The sequence below is a fragment of the Bifidobacterium sp. M0404 genome, assembly GCF_016101415.1.
Classification (GTDB): Bacteria; Actinomycetota; Actinomycetes; order Actinomycetales; family Bifidobacteriaceae; genus Bombiscardovia; species Bombiscardovia polysaccharolytica.
In genome coordinates, this window is sequence record NZ_JACFQP010000002.1 from 600,233 (window position 1) to 620,175 (window position 19,943).

General features: G+C 58.8%; 18 protein-coding genes, 1 tRNA gene and 1 pseudogene. 8 read left to right on the forward strand and 12 right to left on the reverse strand.

Annotated elements, in window-relative coordinates:
* Positions 1-19: 19 nt before the first annotated feature.
* Positions 20-1,306 (reverse strand): ATP-binding protein, encoded by a 1,287-nt coding sequence (locus H3T93_RS06725; RefSeq protein ID WP_144178541.1) that lies wholly within the window; start codon positions 1,304-1,306, stop codon positions 20-22.
* Between the two features lie 140 nt (positions 1,307-1,446).
* Between H3T93_RS06725 and H3T93_RS06730 the strand changes: the two genes are divergently transcribed.
* Positions 1,447-3,351: a PspC domain-containing protein gene (locus tag H3T93_RS06730; RefSeq protein ID WP_144178495.1), complete on the forward strand. Its 1,905-nt coding sequence runs from the start codon at positions 1,447-1,449 to the stop codon at positions 3,349-3,351.
* Between the two features lie 355 nt (positions 3,352-3,706).
* On the opposite strand, the gene H3T93_RS06735 is transcribed toward H3T93_RS06730, so the two are convergent.
* From H3T93_RS06735 to H3T93_RS06770, 8 genes are all read right to left on the reverse strand, one after another.
* Entirely contained in the window at positions 3,707-5,263 is a 1,557-nt protein-coding gene (locus H3T93_RS06735) for an alpha/beta hydrolase family protein (protein ID WP_144178496.1), read from the reverse strand.
* A gap of 44 nt (positions 5,264-5,307) precedes the next feature.
* Positions 5,308-5,964, reverse strand: coding sequence for a DUF4125 family protein (locus H3T93_RS06740; protein WP_144178497.1), 657 nt, complete (start codon positions 5,962-5,964; stop codon positions 5,308-5,310).
* Between the two features lie 12 nt (positions 5,965-5,976).
* On the reverse strand, positions 5,977-7,956 hold the full coding sequence (locus H3T93_RS06745) for a DUF4037 domain-containing protein (RefSeq protein ID WP_232348744.1): 1,980 nt from the start codon (positions 7,954-7,956) through the stop codon (positions 5,977-5,979).
* A 187-nt stretch (positions 7,957-8,143) separates the two neighbouring features.
* The gene (locus tag H3T93_RS06750) at positions 8,144-8,509 is read right to left on the reverse strand and encodes a hypothetical protein (RefSeq protein WP_144178499.1); all 366 of its coding nucleotides are present in this window, start codon (positions 8,507-8,509) and stop codon (positions 8,144-8,146) included.
* Between the two features lie 210 nt (positions 8,510-8,719).
* A complete protein-coding gene (locus H3T93_RS06755; protein WP_144178501.1) occupies positions 8,720-9,922 on the reverse strand; it encodes an AAA family ATPase in 1,203 nt (400 codons plus the stop codon).
* Between the two features lie 399 nt (positions 9,923-10,321).
* Positions 10,322-10,465, reverse strand: a complete 144-nt coding sequence (locus H3T93_RS06760; protein ID WP_198214745.1) for a hypothetical protein — start codon at positions 10,463-10,465, stop codon at positions 10,322-10,324.
* A 364-nt stretch (positions 10,466-10,829) separates the two neighbouring features.
* Entirely contained in the window at positions 10,830-11,090 is a 261-nt protein-coding gene (locus H3T93_RS06765) for a hypothetical protein (protein WP_110425697.1), read from the reverse strand.
* Positions 11,087-11,569 (reverse strand): hypothetical protein, encoded by a 483-nt coding sequence (locus tag H3T93_RS06770; RefSeq protein ID WP_232348708.1) that lies wholly within the window; start codon positions 11,567-11,569, stop codon positions 11,087-11,089. The genes H3T93_RS06765 and H3T93_RS06770 overlap by 4 nt, the downstream gene beginning before the upstream one ends.
* Positions 11,570-11,907: 338 nt before the next feature.
* On the opposite strand from H3T93_RS06770, the gene H3T93_RS06775 reads away from it, so the two are divergent.
* Both H3T93_RS06775 and H3T93_RS06780 read left to right on the forward strand, forming a co-directional pair.
* Positions 11,908-12,291, forward strand: a complete 384-nt coding sequence (locus H3T93_RS06775; RefSeq protein WP_144178504.1) for a hypothetical protein — start codon at positions 11,908-11,910, stop codon at positions 12,289-12,291.
* A gap of 108 nt (positions 12,292-12,399) precedes the next feature.
* A pseudogene (locus tag H3T93_RS06780) lies at positions 12,400-12,636 on the forward strand (tyrosine-type recombinase/integrase); the annotation flags it as partial.
* A 38-nt stretch (positions 12,637-12,674) separates the two neighbouring features.
* Here H3T93_RS06780 and H3T93_RS06785 read toward each other — a convergent pair.
* Positions 12,675-12,748, reverse strand: a tRNA-Pro gene (locus H3T93_RS06785).
* 128 nt (positions 12,749-12,876) lie between these two features.
* Here H3T93_RS06785 and lysS point away from each other — a divergent pair.
* The 4 genes from lysS to H3T93_RS06805 all read left to right on the forward strand — a co-directional run bounded on the left by lysS (position 12,877) and on the right by H3T93_RS06805 (position 17,328).
* Positions 12,877-14,505: a lysine--tRNA ligase gene (lysS, locus tag H3T93_RS06790; protein ID WP_144178506.1), complete on the forward strand. Its 1,629-nt coding sequence runs from the start codon at positions 12,877-12,879 to the stop codon at positions 14,503-14,505.
* A gap of 24 nt (positions 14,506-14,529) precedes the next feature.
* Positions 14,530-15,510, forward strand: a complete 981-nt coding sequence (gene menA / locus H3T93_RS06795) for a 1,4-dihydroxy-2-naphthoate octaprenyltransferase (protein WP_144178507.1) — start codon at positions 14,530-14,532, stop codon at positions 15,508-15,510.
* Between the two features lie 66 nt (positions 15,511-15,576).
* Positions 15,577-16,524 (forward strand): 1,4-dihydroxy-2-naphthoate octaprenyltransferase, encoded by a 948-nt coding sequence (gene menA, locus H3T93_RS06800; protein WP_144178508.1) that lies wholly within the window; start codon positions 15,577-15,579, stop codon positions 16,522-16,524.
* 63 nt (positions 16,525-16,587) lie between these two features.
* The gene (locus H3T93_RS06805) at positions 16,588-17,328 is read left to right on the forward strand and encodes a phosphoglyceromutase (protein WP_024626731.1); all 741 of its coding nucleotides are present in this window, start codon (positions 16,588-16,590) and stop codon (positions 17,326-17,328) included.
* A gap of 181 nt (positions 17,329-17,509) precedes the next feature.
* Here H3T93_RS06805 and phoU read toward each other — a convergent pair whose 3' ends face one another.
* Positions 17,510-18,187 (reverse strand): phosphate signaling complex protein PhoU, encoded by a 678-nt coding sequence (phoU, locus tag H3T93_RS06810; RefSeq protein ID WP_046323257.1) that lies wholly within the window; start codon positions 18,185-18,187, stop codon positions 17,510-17,512.
* Positions 18,188-18,388: 201 nt separating this feature from the next.
* Here phoU and H3T93_RS06815 point away from each other — a divergent pair, with 201 nt between their 5' ends.
* Entirely contained in the window at positions 18,389-19,639 is a 1,251-nt protein-coding gene (locus H3T93_RS06815) for a sensor histidine kinase (RefSeq protein WP_232348709.1), read from the forward strand.
* Here the strand turns inward: H3T93_RS06815 and H3T93_RS06820 are convergent.
* Entirely contained in the window at positions 19,572-19,859 is a 288-nt protein-coding gene (locus H3T93_RS06820; protein WP_046323256.1) for a hypothetical protein, read from the reverse strand. The two genes, H3T93_RS06815 and H3T93_RS06820, sit on opposite strands and share 68 nt — an antisense overlap.
* Positions 19,860-19,943 lie beyond the last annotated feature (84 nt).

Sequence of the window (19,943 nt, forward strand, 5' to 3'; positions counted from 1 at the left end):
TGGTTCACCACGTATCCTATCATTGCTGTGCCTCAGTCCCTTTTTCAGCCTGATCAACCTCGCCCTCCTGATGCTGGCTGGCCTCGGACAGCGGCATGTGCATTCTGACCTCGGTGCCCCAGCCCGGGCGGGAGACGATTTCGACCCTGCCGCCACGCCGACGAATCCGACCTATGATGGACTCTCGAATTCCGAGACGGTCAGCTGGAATCGCATCCATATCAAAGCCAGAACCGTGGTCGCGCACGTAGACTTCAATCTGATTCCTGCGAGCCTCGCAATATACGGATATGGGTTCGCCACCGTGGGTGACCGCATTGACCAGGGCCTGCTGGGCCGCGTTGAGCAGGGCGTCGGTCTGCGCGCAGGGCATGGCATCGCCCACGGTGACCACCTCGATCGGCTTGCCTGAATCATCCTCCACCTGTGCGGCTATCTGGCTCAGCCCAGTGCTGACGGACCGGTCTGAGGGAGTGCGTTCCTGATAGAGCCAGTTGCGCAGATCGCGCTCCTGGGATCGGGCCAGGGTGAAGACGGTATGCGGGTCATCGGCATGCAGCTGAATCAGAGCCAGGGTCTGCAGGACGCCATCGTGCAGATGGGCTGCCATATCGGCCCGTTCCTCCTCGCGTTCCTTCATGGCGCGTTCATCGCCCAGCTGGCTAATGATTGAGCCTACCCAGGGCACAACCACTGCTGTCACGCCCACAAGCAGCAGTCCGGCCAGGACTATCAGGGTCAGGGCCCAATGCAATTCCTGTGTGGAGAGCAGGAAGATTATCGCAGCAGACAGGATCAGGGCCAGGCTGCCGATCAGGGCCGGCAGGTGGTAGCCGGTTCCTTGGTTTTCCGGCCTCAGCCAGGCCAGAACCAGCCCAGCGCAAAAAAGCAGGCAGGGGACGACAAAGGCGGGGCGCATACCGCTGTTGAGCAGAAAAACCGTGGTCAGCAGGAGGATGATGCCTAGGCCTGCCAGCAGTCTGGTTATCCGCCCGGGGGTGATGTTGTGGTCCTCCTTCTGACCCGATTGTCCAGTAAGAATGCTGGGTGCCAGCGGAGCCGACCGCGGGTCATTCGGTTGGACCGCCTGGGTGGGATCGCCCTGGGGCAGTATCAACCAAAGGAAGCAGTAGACCACGCAGGTGATCATTTTGGGGGCCAGGAGCACCATGACCAGGCGTATCCAGAAGACGGGAATACCCAGGTGCAAACTGATGCCCTTGCAGACTCCGCACAGGATCCTGCCCTTGTGCGGCCTCATCAGGGGCATGCGCGCAGGGTGCAGAGGAGGTGGTTCCTTCAGCATTCGCTGTTCCTGCATGGGTGCGTTCATGCTTCCATTATCGTTTTCGGATGGTGCCGATAAGGCGATAAACGGAAGAAATCAGGGTCGAATCAGGGTGTTCCCCCATAAGATTTGCGCTCGCTGGGTGTTGTAATGAAGACATGAGTAGCGACATGAACGGCAATGGCCCTGATAACGGCTGGCGGTGGAAGTCCGACAAGTTCTTCCGCGCCTGCAGGGAGTCCTATCTGATCCGCGACCAGGGATGGATCGGCGGCGTCTGCGTAGCCTTGGCCCGTCGGCTGGGCTGGAGCGTAACCCTGGTCAGAGCGCTGATGATTTTGGCGGTCTTTCTCTTCGGCACTGGTGCCGCCTTCTATGGTTTTGCCTGGTTCGTCTTGCCGGATCGGCGTGGGGTCATTATCGCCCAGGAGCTGATTCACGGAATTTGGCATGCTTCCATGGTGGGTATCATCATTTACTGGCTGCTGGCCATCCTGATTCCTGGAGTCGGAATCGTTTCCCTGGCTTTGGGTGCATTGATTTTGTATCTCCTTATCCGGTGGAGTCGCAATAAGGCCCTGGAGTACCAGAGAGGGTACTGGGCTGGGCCGGATGCCGGCAGGCCGGTTTCGGGCGATCCTTGGGTGATGGGACCGCAGTATTCGGAACGGCCGAGTGGTACAGGTTCGCAGTGGTATTCGAATCAGCCTGAGTATCCGAGCTTTTCAGGGTATGAGGGATACCAGGATTACACAGGGACGCGAAGCAATGCACAGACAGCAAGTGATGCGAGTTCGAAAGGATACAAGGACCAGCCAGAGCATTCCGATTCGTATGTAACTTCGGAGCAACAGGGGGAGGTAGCCTCTCCTGGACCCATCTCTGAGACAGAGGATTCGGCAAACGCCGGCAGCGATTCGAATAATACGCAAGATGGGGGCAATCCCAGCGCCGGTGCAGCTCCCGGAGGTTGGACAGGGGCAGAAGGCCCTGCAGAACCTGCTGGGAACAAGAATCAGTCGTATGGATTCAGTGCCTGGCCGGGCTATGGCACAGCCGGGTCATTCTCGACAGGGCCGGGAATAGCCCGTCAGGGTCCGTCGGTTCCGCCCCGGCTGAGGCGTCGTCCCGCCGGACCTATGCTGGTCAGTCTTCTGTCGGGACTGATCCTGGTCTCCGGAGCAGGGGTCTGGTGGATGGCCACGAGCCCCTATCGCGGATTGAATGCGACCTTGGCCTACGCTCTGATCTGGGCTGGAGGCGTCACGCTGACACTTGGCGTGGTCATACTGATCCTGGGCTTGATGGGCCGCAGGTCAGGAGGATTGACCCCTATTGCCTTGATGGCCTGCCTGGTTGTCCTGATTCTGGCTACCGGTTCGGCCATACCCGGCATTGAGCAAACCCAGAACCGCAGGATCTTGGCCGACTACGCCACAGTTCAAGTTAATGGCAACAACTATGGGCGCTCGTTGGGGGCGAGCAGTGCGGACATGAGGCGTTATCGCCGCGGCACCGCGCTGGTCGGAGACCCGCAGGATCAGGGAAGTGCCGTCATTGACCTGACTGGTTATGAGCGGGAACACGGTACCCATCGTGTTCAGATTATGGATGATGCGGTGAGTACAGTCTCAGGCTGCCCGACGGGCACCGTGCGCCTGGCTGTGGCCTATGCTGACGTTCGCTTGCTCATTCCTAAGGGGTGCAGTTTGTCCTATAGGGAACACACCGACCTCTACAGGGTCTTGGGATCAGGCGCGGCTGACTGGATAACCGAGACGGAACAGGGAAACCGGATGTGGTGGGGCAATACGTCGTCATCAGCTGAACGACGCAATTGGGAGGAAGCCCTGCGAGCGTCCAAGGAGGATCAGTGGCATATGCCCGACGATCCCGAATTGATCGTCGAAGCCAATCTCATGGACGGTGCACGGGTCACCGTGCAAGCCCAGGGGAGTGCTACCCAGCCGAAGCGGGCGCAGCTCTACAGCGGCTCGATCAATGAATATTGGGATTATAGCTACAATCCATGGCAGTTTGGGGAGGATCAGGAAGATGACTGATATACAGCAACCAGAAGGAGGCCAGCCCCAGCCGCTGGATCGTCAGGAGCGCACCACCAAGGTCATGCCGGTTGAATCGCAGGCACCTCCGATATATCAGGTTCGGATGCAGCCGCCGGAGCCGGTCCGTCCTAGCGGCCCCAGCCTGCCGACCATCATTTTTGGCGCCCTGGTTGGACTTTTGGCTCTGACCATGTTGGCTTTAGGATTGGTCTTTCTGCGTTACGGTACGGATCTGACCATAGTCATACCCTGGCAGCGGATTATTCCATTGATTTTTGCCGCCCTGGGCGTGGTGCTGATTGGCGCGTCTGTATTAGCCTGGCTGGCATCAGCAAGGCGCACCCGCTCTGTCTCAAAAGACCAGGATATTCCAGAAGATCAGGCTGCCAAGGATGGTCAGAGACCCCAGCAGGGTCAGGGCCAGGGTAAACCAGTGGCCAGCCCCGGCAACAGCTGGCTTGCCGTCAGATCGGCTGAAGACAGAGGTCAGGGTGCTCGCCAAGAGCAGGATGAGTACCAGACACAGGACGGACAACAGGGGCCAGCATGATGCCATCATCGATGACAGATGCATAAGGTCTAGCGCCTGGCGGACCACAGTAAAGGCATAGGCCAGCAGGGCAGCCATAAGTCCTGCGGCTAGCAGGCCTAGCGACCAGAGCCGTCCGGTCAGGCCTTTGCTGAAACCTGACTGTCGGTGGTCTTTGCCTCGAGCTCGCAGATGTGAGCTCAAGGCTCCAATCAGGGCAGATACCAGGGCAGCAGCCAGCAGAATGGGACCACTGGCCATCAGAGTCAACAGGGCGGTCAGCGAAGGTATCAACCCTGTATTCGTGTGCTTGGGCACTTGATTGAGCTGATGGGGCTGGCTGCCGGCAATCATAGGCGTTGACCATTGATCGGCTTTGGTGCCCATTGCCACGGCGTTGATCCAGTCTTCCAGATTATGGGTATATCTGGGTTCAAGGGGCAACCCGGCCTTGGCCAGCCGGCTGCCGGTGCGGATCTGATGGTTGGTGGGGTAGTAGCGCAGGGTCACGTTGTCGTTGCCACTCGCATGTGTTCTGCGGATGATATCGCGCGCACCCTGCTCTACCGGCATGGAGACATCCATGGTGCCGAAGTTGATCATGACCGGCACCCGCAGCTGATCCAGATAGGGCAGAGAGGGAAAGTCGGCGTACTCCAGACCCAGCAGGGACAGGTCCATGCCCATGAGACGCGGTATAACGTTGCGAATCCCCTTAGGCGCGCCAATCAAGTCCAAATAGCTGGTGGCCGCCATGGCCATCTGCCGTCGTCCCGGGTAGACGGGAGGCGAAGTCAGGATGGAGAAGGCGATGCTGGGATCCTTGGCGGTCATGATGGACGATATCCAAGTGCCCTCGGACTCGGCGTACAGGCCCACCTTGGTTGGATCCACGCCCGGCCAGGATCGCAGACGGTCAAGGGAACGCCCGTAGTCGACGGCCATGGCCTGATAGTCGCGGTGGAAGGTGGTGTAGGTGTCCAAACGCTTGTCTGGCACCAGTGTGGTGATGCCGGCTGAGGCCATGGCTGAAGCCAGGTCGCCAAATACTTCGGAGGATTTGCCTGTTCCGGCGCCATGGATGAACAGGCAGGCTGGTCCTGTGCCCTTGCGGTCGCTTGGCTCTCTGACGATGGCCTGGATACGAACTCCGCCAGCCAAAGTGATGCTGATTTTCTGCTCCCTGACTGGGTGGGTACCCTCAGGGGTCGTGGGGCCCAAACTCGAAGCGACGGTAGTGGAGCGGGTCGAGACCCGCAGATGGTCGCGGTAGGGTTCCACCCGCCAGTCCGGCGTCATGGCTTGGCCCAAAAGGAGCATGACCAACAGGATGACCACAAAGGAGGCGGCGGTGAAACCCGCCCGTTTCAGCTTTTGCACCCGTCAACTCTACCCGACCGCTCGACTGGTTGGTCAGATGGACTTCATGATTGTGATTCAGGTGGTCGGTTCTGGGCCTGTTCGGCTTCGTCGAGGGTTTCAAAGCCGTTCATCTGCACTGTGGCCAGGATAGTTTCCTCGGTCAGGTTGCCGCCCCGGGCCTCGATCCGGTCCACCATGGATTGGTAGAGATCCAGCGTCCGGGCCGAATAGGTGCCCAGTTCGCCGCGCAGGTAGGTTTCGAAGGAGGTGGCCTCCGGAGTGTCTTCACTGGTGCGCAGGACGCGCATCTCCTGACCTAGACGGGGGTAGCGCTCGCGGAAGTCCTTGGCCCAGGCCACCTGCCGGTCGATGATGCGCTCCTGCTGCTCCTGGCGATCCAGGCCCAGCCTGGGCAGGTAGGGGGCAATGCTGCTGTGGTACTGGTCCGGGGCGGTGGATTCCATCATCCGCCCATACTTTTCAGTCAGCAGGTTGCGTCCCTGTGCGTCAGCCTGATCCAGATCGTCTGCATAACTGGCCAGCAGGGGATAAGGCCAGGTCAGAAACTGGCTCAGGCGCATCTGATGGAACATGGGCCAGTTGCCCTGACAGTTGGCCGGGCCACCCTCGTTGTTGACCTGCTGGAACTGTTCCCATTCGTGGCGGACGATCCCCTCACGCAAGGACTCATCATCCTGACATTGCTTGTCGTTTGCCATCCTTGGCTCCTTTCAGATGCTGTGCAGAACCGGATCGTCGCTGGAAATGTGGGCCTCGACATAGGGGCGCTGCCATTCCAGGAAGGTTTCCGGGCTGTTGGTCAAGCCCTCCGCTTGCAACTCTTCTACGATTCTGGCGCAGATTGACTCTACAAGCTTGGTAATGCGTTCGGCGGACGGCCGAGCTCCCTTGCCGCCTTCGCCAAAGCCTTGCCCCCCGTAGCAGGCAGCCGAAGCCAGGCGTAGGATGTCCTCCAGGTGCTCGGTCAGGTCGGACAGCCTGGTGGCCATTCGTCCGCTCAGTCGGCGAAGGGCCGCGAAGGTCCACTTGTAGTAGGGCAGATAACCGACTGTCAGCGGATTGTTGATCAGAAAGATCAGGGAGGCGCAGGCTTTGACGAATTCGTTGATTGACAGCATAGCTGCAGCCCCATCACCCCGCTGCAGACTCCGCGGCAGGTTGTACTGGCCCGCCTGAGCAATCATGCCCAGCCGGCGGGAGATCAGGCAGAAGCGCACATCGTCGGGCATGGCCTTGAACCCTTGCCTGGTGGCCAGCATCTGTCCCAGAGGATCCGCGAAAATCTTGCCATTAGTGGCTGCCGCCAGCGTGGCCTCGTCAAGGAGCAGCCACTCGTGGGGGTGATCTTCCGGGGGCGCCTGCCGGTAGCCGGTCAGAGATTCGAAGAAGGCGCCGATCTCGAAGACGCCCACGCGGCGGTTGGCTCCCTTTGCCCTGACGCTGTCGGTCCGCGAACCGAATCCCATGAACTCAGTAGGTAAGGACTCATAGTCCTTCTGCAGCTGGTCGCCGATGGCCTGGTAATCCTCGCTGGTCAACCACAGGCAGAAGCCGGGGCCGAAATCGTGATCCCGGGAGATGGCATCGTCAAAGCCGTAGCAGTCCGAGCCATGGCCCATCAGGCCCACGGCGATCCGGTTGCGATACTGGGGATAACGCTCCTCCAGCATGGGACGGCCCACCTGTTCCCAGTAAGCCCTGGCCAGGTCCAGCCCTTGAATATCCGGGCGGGAGTCATGTTGATCGTTTTCATCGTTCTGATTCCTGATCGGGGTCTGGTTTGAGCTGGTCTTCGGCTGGTTGGATAATACTTCGTCAGTCTGGTCTGGTTGGTCCTCGTCCCCGTTTTTCTCAGCAGCGGCCTGAGCCTGGTCCAGATTGGCCTTGGTGATCTGGTAGTAGTCGCTGCTCTTGCCGTACCGGTCCTCAATAATGGTCAGGGCCTTGCGGTAGGTGTCTACCGACTGCCTGAAGCGGCCGGTCAAATAGCAGACCTGGGCAAAGCCTGCAAGGGCCGAGGCATAGTGTGCGCTGTTCTCCAGGTGGCCGGTTCCATAGATGTCCAAAGCTGTGCGAGCCTGATCCCAAGCTTCTTGCAGAGCCTGCGGACTGTCGCTTTGCTGCATGAGCAGGAGGGCCAGATTGGTGTGGGTGGAGGCCAGGTCCAGATCCCGGGAAGGATCGGTGCTGGAATTCTCCAGTATGTCCATGGCTTGCCGCAGCTCCTGCTCGGCCTGGTCGGGTCTGTCGGTTTCGCTGTAGAGCATGGACAGGTTGTTGTGCAGGGCCGCCAGCCGGCGGTCCTTGGGTCCAAGCGTTTTGGCTGCAGAGGCAAGCGCCTGCCGGTAGAGGTCTTTGGCCTGGTCGTACTTCTTGGCTGCCCGCAGACCTGTGGCCGCATTGATCAGGGTGGTCGTCCAGGCATCGGACCCCTCGATGCGCATTCGTGAGGCCAGCTCGATGGCGCGCTGAATCATCCACATGTTCTCTTGGTGGCGGCCCTGGGACCGGTAGAAGCCCATGGTTTCGTTAAGCACGGTCAGCAGTCCGGCATCGTCACCTGCATTCTCCGCATCCACCAGCGCCTGTTGCAGGTAGGGCTCAGCCTCGTCGCGGGCCTTGCCGGCGCTGAAGATGGCATCCAGACCGTCGAGGAAGGCTTGGGTGTCGAAGGTGCCGTCCGGTTGCATGTAGGACTGTTGGGGTTCTTTCTGCCTGCTGCCTAAAATCGGTGTCTGGTCCTGGCTCATGTGGCTCCCTTGCTGTCAGGGTATCTGTAGGTGCCGGTTCCTCGTGGAGCTCTAGCGCCTGGTCGCTTCTATCTATCAGTCTAGGCTGATGGTCTTTGATGGACTTTAGTCGGCTATGTCGCCTAGGTCACACATGCTCGGTGCAGCTGTCTGAATAATCAACGAGTATCTCGGCCAAACATCGCTCGTGGTTTTGGAAGTGATGGTTTCTTCGGTACTGCTCAATGACACGGCAGAGCTCATCCGCATCATTCCGATATTGGCGTAGGAAAGCATACTGCTTGATCTTGCGCAACCCCAGTTTCTCCTTGCAGAATTCGCTGGGTTTCATGTTATTGACATGCGTCCAGGCCCTATAAGCCCCCTCTTTGATGATGGCCAGGATCTCGATCTCCGGACGGGTAGTCAGTGTAAATACACGGGCTTTAGACTGGTACAGAGGCGACAAGTGAAAGCGCTCATTTGGCGAGTCGATAATACGGACGATATTCAAGCACGAAGAACCATAAGTAACGGAAAGGAACCGTTCCTCGATATCCCTATCCTTCCGGCAGCGGGTATAAAGCCGACCAGTCTGCGGATCCTCAATAAGCGAATCTTTAGGAATGATCAGTTTTCCTTCTGCCAGCAGGAGTTCAAAGATGACGCTTTCGGCAGATCCCTCGCAGAGATAACCAAGGTAGGTTGGTTATATATTGCTTGACTATCCATGAACCGTATCCTTGACGTAGCTCCGCAGGGCGCTAATGGAAGCGGCTGAGGGTGCCGTTCCTTGCAAGGCACCTGACATGAACTGAACGCTCTTCTTCAGTTCACCGCGTGTGACAAGTTTGTTGTATCTGACCAGTTGGAATCCCGCGTTCTCATGTCTGACAGCGAACCAGATGTTGTCCTTTCTGGTGAAATGATCCAGCAATTCAGGGTAGTGCGTAGAAAAAACGAGTACTGCCCCATGCGGGTTAGTGGCGGGAGAGGAGAACAAATCGATGATGGCGAATACCAACTGCTTGTTTATGCTGTTTTCGATTTCGTCGAATAGTAGGTAGCCTCCTTGTGCAAGTGTTTCGATAGCATGCTGCGCCAGGGATGTTCCGCGAAATGTTCCCGCCGATATCATGGCCATAGCTTGTGAGGGATCACAATTACGTTCAAGCTTTTCGTTGCGGAACTTGATATGGAATTGGTGATCGCTTACCTCTAAGTGTTCGATGGTCGGATCGAATAGACGCACCACTTGGGATGGAGGAGTGACGGTAATGGACATTTGCAGCGGATTTTGCAGACAGATGGTGACCATGGTCTCCTTGGCCCGCAAAATCCCGCTCATCAGAGAGCGATCGGGGGGTAAGAATCTCTTGACGTCCTCAGCCAGCTCCTTTTCGTCGCCGGACTTGTTCATTCCCCGAGTCGCTACAGTCACCCAGGATTCTTCATCGCCATCAATGGTTCTTCTCAAACGAATCTTGCTCAGGCTTCTGCCCGCATACTGGCACAGCCGTTCCTTTTCAAAAACCAAGGGAGAGTCGGCGGTGGCCTCGTTCTGATCTGCGCGTCGAAGTGTGGCATTGAGTAGCCAAGCATCGCCGTCTTCTTCGAAGATAATGCGTGCTGTAATCGTAGGCTCAAGAATGTCCATCAGCGAATCGATGGTGGAGCGTTGAGTACCCAATGAGGCGCCCCTGGCAATGTTGATGATTAGAGAAAGCAGGCGTAGATCAGTGGTTTTGCCGGAGGCATTGATGCCGGAGATGCCAATGGCTGTGACGATGCCAAGCGGTGAGGTGGTGCCCTGAAGGCGATGGGTGAAGCTGCCATCGGTAATCCTATCCTCGGCGAACATGATCATGCGTAGTGCGCCCTTGTCGTATAAACGAAGTCCTTTGAGGTCAAAGGCTAAGATCCGCATTATGCTCCTTTGAACAGAATATCTGTTTATATGCTACACCTGAAGGTTGGTGATTGGTTGTTATGTGCCGATGAACCTCAATATTAATGCAGTAGGCAATTCCAGAATTGTCGGGGCTGTGATCCTTGAACTTATAAAACGCGAGAAAAACGAGAATCGCTTTTGCTTTTTAAGAAAAGAAAGAGAATAGCGAGGTTAGTATTCTTACATACATCCGTCTTCAAAAGTCTCGTAACGGCCGGCGGGCGCAACCGCCGCGGAACAGTCGGGGGCCGCGGGCGGCTCCTTCTCTTTGTCGGGCTCCTGAGCGGTGACCTCCTGCACGGGCTCGTTCGGGGTGACGGCCAGGGTCGGTTCCGCTTCAGCCTGCTTCTTGGCCGCTGCACGGCGGTCTTCCTGCTAGCCATTGATGACCCCCTTCAGGCGTGCGGCGGCCTTGCCGCCGAAAACGGCCAGCCCGACGAAGAACTCGATGCGGATGCGGTAGGCGGGCTTGTCCTGCAGCCGGCCCAGATCCTGCACGTTGACGCCCTCGTTGGTCAAGCCGGTGACCGCCTGGTCGCCTTCCGAGGAGCCGTATCGTACCGCGTAGATGCTGGAGGTGGCTGTCGCTGTGCCTTGAGTCTCAAATTGTGCGAGGATCCGCGTGTTATCCGGGTCGATGCCGGCTTCCGGACTGGGCTGGCCTCCGCCGGAACCGGCTTCCCCTGCGGGGAGTCGGCCAGACGCATGTGGAGCCTGTCGAAACGGTGGATGAAATGCATGGGCATGGTTGCTCCTTGGTAATCGGACGCACGATTAGCGACGCGGCGTGCAGGGTCCGCGGAAAACTCGATGGCCCGTCAGGGCATGGAAAAGGCCACCCCGGTAAGGGATGGCCTGGAAAGCAATTACAAGTGTGCCCGGGCTAGGCCGTCGCGCCCTTCAGGATGTCCGCGTACTCCTGACGGTCGTCCTCGTTGAGGCAGGAGAACGCCTGCACGAGCACGTCGCGGGGGACGTCCACCTGGTACGAGGGGATGGACGCCACGGCGTAGGACAAGGCGAAATACGGCTCCCCGGCCTCGAAACCGCCGTCAAGCGCGATGAGCTCCCACTCGTCCATGACCGGCGCTAGGTAGGGCCTCAGCCGGCGGAAAGCCTGTGCTGCTTCCTGATCAGTCGTCATGCCATCTCCTTTTCCTCGCCCACCGTCGGGAACGCAGTGTTGATCATGTATCGTCCGCGGGTGTTCCGTTTCTTCCGCAGCCACACGCGGATGATCTCCTCACCGACCAGCCTATACCTTTCCTCCCGGTTCCCGTCCTTCATGCTCCTGACAAGGTCGGGTGCCGCCACGGTCTCCAGGACCTCATGCCTGACGCGCTTCTCGCTCCACGAGGAGGGGAACGCGGTCTTGCCGGGCACGAAGGTCCCTGGCCTGTGGTTGCCCAGGATGTGCTCCCAGACCTGCCGGTACGGCTGGATGACCTCGTCGGGCCACGGCTTGGACAGCGTGCAGCGCCCGTTGTGGAAGGAGCCGCCGAGGGTGGAAGCCCCTGCCGACCAGCATGACGCAGAAAGGGCACGGGTTGCTCCTGTTTCAGAGGCTCTGGTCGCCCAGCAATGACGATCTGCCCTTATCACGTCGTCAAGATCCGCGAGCACGTCAAAAAGATTTGGGCAAGACCAGCCTTTTCATCGCTTCTCCTTCCCTGCGAGCAATGATGATGCCGGAGACTCCCCGTCGCAGTCATTGAGTGCTTCGCATGGATCGACACCGACTTCTTTTGACTGCTGTATGAACTTGCTGAGCATCATGTCGCCGGCTTAAACCGGGCGTTCAATGTGGGCCTGGCTATGTGCAGCGCTGATGTCAGTTCGGTTTTGGATTGCTTGTTTGTCAGTGCCGTTTTGCGAAGCACGTCTATGGCCCGAGCAGCAAGTCTATAAGAGCATTCTTTTACTATGTTAAACTCGCGTTGCGATTTATAAAAAGCTGTTACATGTCTGATCTGATTGCCATGACAAAGTACGCGCGCGTTTGGACGTTGGCTGATATTACGGTTATGGGACTTATTTCCGAAAAGCGGGATGAGTCACCGTTTCAAATATCAGACCGCGCGCTCGCCCGTGCCATTGACGTAAGTGCGCCAAGAGTCAGCGACCTTTTCAATTGCAGGCATGGGTCGCCTTCTTTGCGTGAGTTTATAGCGCTGTGCCAATTCTTCAATCTCAATCCAGCCTCAACGCTAGAGCAAGTATTGCAGCTAAGCCGGCAAAACGAAGAACAAAAGAGCAGAGCAGCGAAGCTGGATCGGGTTGCGGATCATCCGGAAGATTTCGATATAGCCGCTCTACATGATCCCAATGTGGCGATGGAAAGGTAGACCCCACGAGATTGAGATTCAGAGGGAGCTTCCATGGATATATGAAGTCGGTGTCGCCGAAGGACGGTGGCAAGTGGTTTGCCCGTGCGTGCGATGCGGCCGGGTTGAAAACGGATGACCATCCATGACCTACGACACACGGTGGCCAGCCTGATGGTCAAGAGCGGGGCGAACGTGAAGGCCATCCAGCGGCGGCTGGGGCACACGTCGGCCGCGATGACCTTGGATGCGTATGCGGATCTGTTCGACGATGACCTGGATTCGGTGGGGGGGGGGGTCGATGAACGAGTTGCTACTGCAAAGTGCGCTCAAAATCGGTTTCGCCGGCTGCGTGATGTGCTCTAAACGTTGCAATCCCGGCCCACTCGGACCAGGATAATTTGTCGGGGTAGGGGGATTTGAACCCCCGGCCTCTTCGTCCCGAACGAAGCGCGCTACCAAGCTGCGCTATACCCCGTGACAACGTTCTATATAGTACACGTACCGTCGGCCAAACGCTATCGTCTGCGCGGCGCAGCCATTCAGCCGCTTGCCGTTAGGCGGCAACCGGGACCAAGTACCGGCTCATGCGTAAAATACCGATTTATGAATGACTCATCGGAAGAAACCCCTCGTCTGACGACGGTCGAACGCGCCCAGGCGCTGCTTGATCAGGATATGGCCATTACTGAGAAGATCGATCAGGGCGCCCAGCTGGATGACGCCATCGATCCCGGCAACCTGACGGACGGCGCTGAAGGCCATCCCGAACAGGTGCGCATGCGTGTGGCCAAGAGGGCGCTCATGCTCAGGGAGGGCATTGAACCCTACCCGGTTCATTTGGATGTGACCGACCGCATCGAGGATGTGCGCCGCAAGTATCAGGACCGCCTTGAGCCGGGTCAGGAGACCGAGGATGTAGTTGGCATCGCCGGCCGAGTCCTTTTCCTGCGCAACGGCGGCGGCCTCTGCTTCGTCCAGCTGGCGGCGGGCGACGGCATCCGCATACAGGGCATGATCTCCAAGCGTGAGATAGGTGCTGATTCTCTGAAGCGATTCAAGCAGCTGGTCGACTTGGGCGACCACCTCTACCTGCGTGGTCGTGTGGTCGCTTCCAAGACCGGAGAGCTCTCCGTCTTCGCCACTGAGTGGAACATCGCGGCCAAGGCCCTGCAGCCACTGCCAGCCTTGCATAAGGAACTGACTGAGGAGCAGCGCACCCGCAAGCCCTACCTGGCCATGATCGCCGATGAGGACGTGCGGGCCATGGTCCGCCGCCGTTCCAAGGCCGTTTCCTCCCTGAGGCGTACCTTCGAGGACCACGACTTCATGGAGGTCGAGACCCCCATGCTTCAGACCGTGCATGGCGGCGCTGCGGCCCGGCCATTCACCACGCATATGAACGCCTTCGACATCGACCTTTACCTGCGCATCGCCCCTGAGCTCTTCCTCAAGCGCTGCCTGGTGGGCGGCATTGAGCGGGTCTTCGAGATCAATCGCGACTTCCGCAATGAGGGCGTGGATGCCACCCATGCTCCGGAGTTCACCATGCTGGAGGCCTATCAGGCCTACGGCACCTATGACACCATCGGGGAACTGACCAAGGAACTGATACAGAAGGCGGCCATGGCCACGGCTGGATCGTTGAAGGTGACCCTGCAGGATGGCAGCCAGTATGACTTTGGCGGTGATTGGCGCCAGATCAGTATGTATGATTCCCTTTCTGAGTCCCTGGGCGAGGAGATCACCCCGCAGACCAGCGTGGACCATTTGCGGACCATCGCTGACAAACTGGGCCTGGAGGAGGAGCCTGCAGAAAACCACGGCAAGCTGGTCGAACACCTCTGGGAGCACTTCTGGCAGGACAAGCTGTATGAGCCGACCTTCGTACGTGATTTCCCGGTCGAGACCTCGCCCTTGGTTAAGGCCCACCGCACCAAGCCGGGCGTTGTTGAGAAGTGGGACCTCTACGTTCGCGGGTTCGAGCTGGCCACGGGCTACTCCGAACTCAACGATCCGGTGGTCCAGCGGCAGCGGTTCGTCGAGCAGGCCAAGATGGCCAGCCGCGGCGATGTCGAGGCCATGGACATTGACGAGGACTTCCTGGAGGCCCTGGGCGTAGGCATGCCTCCCGCTGGCGGCATGGGCATGGGCATCGATCGTCTACTGATTGCCCTTACCGGTGCATCCATCCGCGAGACCATCACCTTCCCCCTGGTCAAGCCGCTGGTCTGAGATGATAAGAGGGGAGGGACGGTCATGAATATCAGGCTGTGGATGGATGGCATGCGTCCCCGGACGCTGCCTGCCTCGGTGGCACCTGTCTGCGTGGGCGCTTCGGCTGCACTCTTGGAGCGGTCACGGATCTTGGAACAGTGCACCAGTTCCTGCTCGCCCACTCCTGTCGACCCTGCCCTGAAGGCGGCCACACCGGGACGACTGGCCTTGATCGTGGTCTTGCTGGTCCTACTTGCCCTGTCTATGCAGATAGCAGCCAACTTCGCCAATGACTATGCCGATGGTGTTCGCGGCACTGATTCCGGCCGTGGCGGCGAGGAGGCCACGGCCGGCAGACCCAGACGTCTTGTGGCTGCCGGAGTGCCGCCCAGGAAGGTGCTTTACGCCACCATGATCTCGGCGGCCTTCACCTGCTTGATGGGTCTGGCCGTCATGGCACTGACCGGCCACTGGTGGATGATCCTGGTCGGGGTCTGCTGCCTGATCGCTGGCTGGTGTTACGTGGGCGGCCCGCACCCATATGGTTACCACGGGCTGGGCGAGGTCAGCGTCTTCATCTTCTTCGGTTTGGTGGCCACCCTGGGTACCGAGTACTTCCTCATTAATAGGGTCGATGCCGCCGGCATCCTGGGTGCCTGCGTATGCGGGCTCAATGCCGTGGGCCTGCTCATGCTCAACAATTACCGTGACCTGGACGACGACCGCCTTGCCGGCAAGCACACATATGCAGTTCTTGTGGGGGCGCGCGCAGCGGCGATCTCCATTTACCTGGTCTACATCCTGAGCCTGGTTCTGGGCCTGATTCAGTTCGTTCCGGCTGTCATGCGACGTGGCCTGCCCGGTTTCCCTCTTGTGCTGATCCTCCTGCCAGTGGCCGTTGTCTTTCTGCTGATTTGTCGAGCCTTTGCTCGTGGCCAGGTGCCCAAGGCTTTTGGCATGGCGGGTAAAGGCACCCTGGTCTCCGCCCTGTGTTGGTCGGCGGGCCTACTCCTGCAGCTATGAAAATCTTGATACCCTCATAAGGGAGCGGTCCGACTTTCGAGCGATTTGGTGGATAATCAGGCAATCATGTTCATCACACTTCGGGAATACAAGGACGCGCTGCGACCCTCGGCCTTGCTCTGCTCGCCCACGCCGGTTCTGATTGGCACAGCGGTGGCCCTCCGGCAACTGTTCAACCAAGGGCTTGGGCCGGATGTGCGCTTCTGGCTGACTGCTCTCTTATGCTGTCTGACGGCTGTGTTCATCCACAGCACCTGCAATCTCGCCAATGACTACTTTGACGGAATCAGGGGTACTGACGAAGGTCGTAGCAGTCTTTCGGGCGCCGGGGCTGACGGTTCGGTGCCTGATCTGCCCAGAAGAGGCGTGGCCGGTGGCGTGGAGCCTCGCAAGGTCCTGCTGTCTGCCTATCTCAACATCCTTATGGCCTGCCTGGCTGGTCTGATTCTCTGCTGGGTGACTGGCCACTGGTGGATGATTCTGGTCGGCATCTTCTGTCTGCTGGGTGCCTGGTTCTACACGGGTGGCAAACACCCTTACGGCTATAGGGCCATGGGAGAGCTGAGCATCATGATTTTCTTCGGCCTGGTGGGCGTGCTGGCCACCCAGTACTTGGAGACTGGCAGCATCGACCGCCACGGGTTCATCGGCGCGCTGGTTGGTGGTCTTATCTGCATTCCTGTTCTGGAGATCAACAACTATCGTGACATCGATGCGGATCCTCTGGCTGGCAAGTACACGCTGTCTTCCTTCATCGGAGCCAAAGGCACGCTGATTCTGATGGGGTCCTGTTATGCCTTGGCTGTGATTCTGGGAATCGTCGAATCATGGTCCCTGTCCGGCGGTTCCCTAGCCGCCGCCTGGCCTCGCCTGCTTTGTCTGTTGCCTGTTTTGGTGATGACTGTTGCCACCACGGTAGCCAGCTGTCGGAACCGCTTCAGCAGGGCCTTTGCGCTGTCGGGCTATACCGATCTGCTGACAGGGTTCTGCTGGTTGGGCGTCTGCCTGTTTTAAGAGACTGTTCTAAGGCGGGGAAGGTCCGCCAAACAGTCCCTCTTAAGTCTTAGAATTTGCAGTATGACCTACAAACTAGTATTGCTCAGGCACGGCCAGAGCGCATGGAACAACACCAATCAGTTCACCGGCTGGGTGGACGTCCCGCTGACCGAGCAGGGCGAGCAGGAGGCCCGCAAGGGCGGCAAGCTGCTCAAGGATAAGGGTGTTCTGCCGGACATCGTCTTCACCTCCCTGCTGCGCCGCGCCATCAACACCGCCAACATCGCCCTGGACGAGGCCGACCGCCTTTGGATCCCCGTCAAGCGCGATTGGAGGCTGAACGAGCGTCACTACGGGGCTCTGCAGGGCAAGAACAAGACCGAGATCCGCGAGAAGTACGGCGACGAGAAGTTCATGCTTTGGCGTCGTTCCTATGCCACCCCGCCGCCTGAAATCGACCCTGACGACGAATACTCGCAGTCCCATGATCCCCGGTATGCCGGAGCTCCTGTGCCCCGCGCCGAGGCACTGGCCAACGTGGTCAAGCGCGTCACCCCCTACTGGGAGAGCGATATTGTTCCTGAGCTCAAGACCGGCAAGACCGTCCTGATCGCCGCCCACGGCAACTCGCTGAGAGCCATCGTCAAGATGCTCGATAACCTGACCGAGGACGAGATCGCCAAGGTCAACATCCCCACGGCCATCCCCCTGGTCTATGAGCTGGATGAGAACTTCAAGCCCATCAAGCCTCGCGGCGAGTACCTGGATCCTGAGGCAGCCGCCGCCGGTGCTGCTGCTGTGGCGGCCCAGGGCCAAAAGTGACATCCAAATTCATCCGATGATGTGAGCCGGACTTTGGATACAGAGCATCCAAAGTTGTTGAGGTGGTGTCCTTGCTTTTGTAGAGGGCACCACCTTTGGTGTTCCCTGGAAGTTATGGAAGTAAAAAGGGCCTCCACCCGACCAGCTGTCAGGTGATGAGTAGCCCTTTTGCTATATATGTTCAGTCCAGATCGAGGTCGAGATCTTTGGGGTCTTTTGAGGGGTCGAAGCCCGAGACGATGTAGACCACGCGGCGGGCCGCCGATACGCCGTGGTCTCCCAGCCGCTCCATGAACCGTGCCACCAGAATCAAGTCGATCAGCTGCTGCCTGGACCCCTTCCAGTCGTCTGAGAGGGCATAGCTGAAAGTCTGTTGGTGGAGCTTATCCATCTGATCATCGCTGACGATGATCTGCTCGGCTATGGTCGTGTCCCTGTCGGAGAGCATCTCGACCAGACGGTCGGCCATGACATCCAGAAAGTCCTGCATCTGTTTGAACAGGGGAATGACCTCGGCGGGCAGGGTCGGTTCAGGGTAGGAGCGCCTTGCAGTCTCAGCAATGTGCCTGGCCAGGTCTCCCATACGCTCAAAGGTTGCCGACAGGCTCAGGGTGGAGACCACCACCCGTAGATCAGTGGCCACAGGGCTCTGCTTGGCCAGGAGCCTGATGCATTGATCGATGATGCTGGCCTGGAGGTTGTCTATATCGGCATCCCCGTCGATGACTTCCTGGGCCGTTTCCACGTCGCAGTCCATCAGGGACCGTCCCGCTTTTTTGATGGCATCGCGAACCTTGGCAGCCATCCGATCGAGATCGTCGGCGACCAGCCCCAGCTCCTCGTTGAAAATCACGCGCATTGTTCTTCCCTTTCGGCCTCGGTCAACGATATGACTACAGTCTATGTGACCAGGGTGGCAAGAAAAAGCCAGCCCCGAAGAATGTCGGGCCATTGGAGCGGCAATCACTGTCGGGTATGCGAGAATAAAGCCGGAACGGCCGACGAGACTTGGTTGATGTCGCAGTGTCCGGGGTCGGCGCCGGACTGGAGGGAAGTCCTTATGAGAGGGTTCATGGACCGCCTGCGCAGCCTTATGGGCAACCGGAGCAAGGATGGCGAAGAGGCCGACGGTGAGGCTTTGGAGGGCTCGACCCAGGCCTTGCTGGCACTTATCCCCGCCGCCACCGTTGTGGTCGATGGCGATGACGAGGTTGTGCGCTCCAGCCCGGATGCCTACAGGCTGGGAATCGTCAGCAACGACGAGATCTCCAATCCGAAGATCACCGAAGCTGTCGCGCAGGTACGGCGTTCGGGCGGTCGACGCAGCTTTAATCTGATTACGCGAACACCTACCGAATTTGCTCTGGATGTCGCAGCTGAGAGCGTGGAATCCGATAATTGGGATATCGACGAGGCCGAGGATCCCGGGGACGCGACCCATGTTCAGGCCCAGGCGGTTTCCAGAAGGAACTGGCTCAAGGTCACTGTGGGGCGGATCGACCGGTCCTTGGTGGTGGTGCTTATCGATGACGTGAGCGATTCGGTCAGGTTTGTCCGGACCAGGGACGCTTTCATGACCAATGTATCCGAGCAGATGCTCAAGCCGGTCCAGGCCCTGGAGGAGCTGGCGGCACAGCTCAAAACCACCTCCCATCTGGAGGGGGATGACCCAGAACTGCTTCGCAGCCACCTGCGCAGCGTTTCCAAGGACGCCTCTTCTGTCCAGCGATACAGCGCCTATCTGGCGCATGTGCTCAAGGATCTTCTTTTGCTGATCCGGGCTCAGGAGCGGATCAAGCCCAGCAGGGAGAATGTGCTTGACGTAGCTGAGCAAATACTTGCAGTGGTGCAGGATGAGCAGAATGGAGCGGATCAGGCCCATGTGACCCTGCGATGGCGATGCGACCAGCCGCTGACGATTCATGGCGACGGGCAGCAGATCAGAGTGGCTCTGGCCAAGCTGGTGGAGAACGCTATCTCCTATTCGCCTTCAGGCTCTACCGTCTCCCTGGTGGCACAGGCCTCCAAGGATGGGCACTACGGAATCATCAGGGTGGTAGACCACGGCCGAGGCATATCCAAGGCGGACCAAGACAGGATCTTCGAGCGCTTCTACCGTGCCGACAATCAGAGTGAAGAGACTGCCGTAGGCATCGGCCTAGGGCTGGCCATCGTCAAGCATGTGGCTCTGACCCACCATGGCTCGGTCACGGTCTGGAGCGCGCCGGGAGAGGGGAGCACATTTACGCTGATGCTTCCTCTGGCTCAGGGTCCGGTTGCTGGGCAAGGCGGCGATAATCCCAGCGATTGAAATGCTCCCAAATCAACAGCAGAATGCCAACGCCAACCCCGGATAGGCAGACAATCAGAGGCTTGGTGACCGTCATTCCGGTCAGGGCCAGAATGCCCACCACGGCCAAGGCCAGAATCCATGCGCCAGTACCGAGCAGGAAGATGCGTCGCAGGTCCACCTGCACGGGCCGAGGCGAAGGCCTGCGGGCATCCGGGTCGAAAATGGGAGCCAGCTTCATACCCCTACTGTACCGTTCGCAATGACATGCGGCGACCCTCTCGCCTTGCCCAGGCCTCGGCCCTTGTCTTATCATGACGGGGAT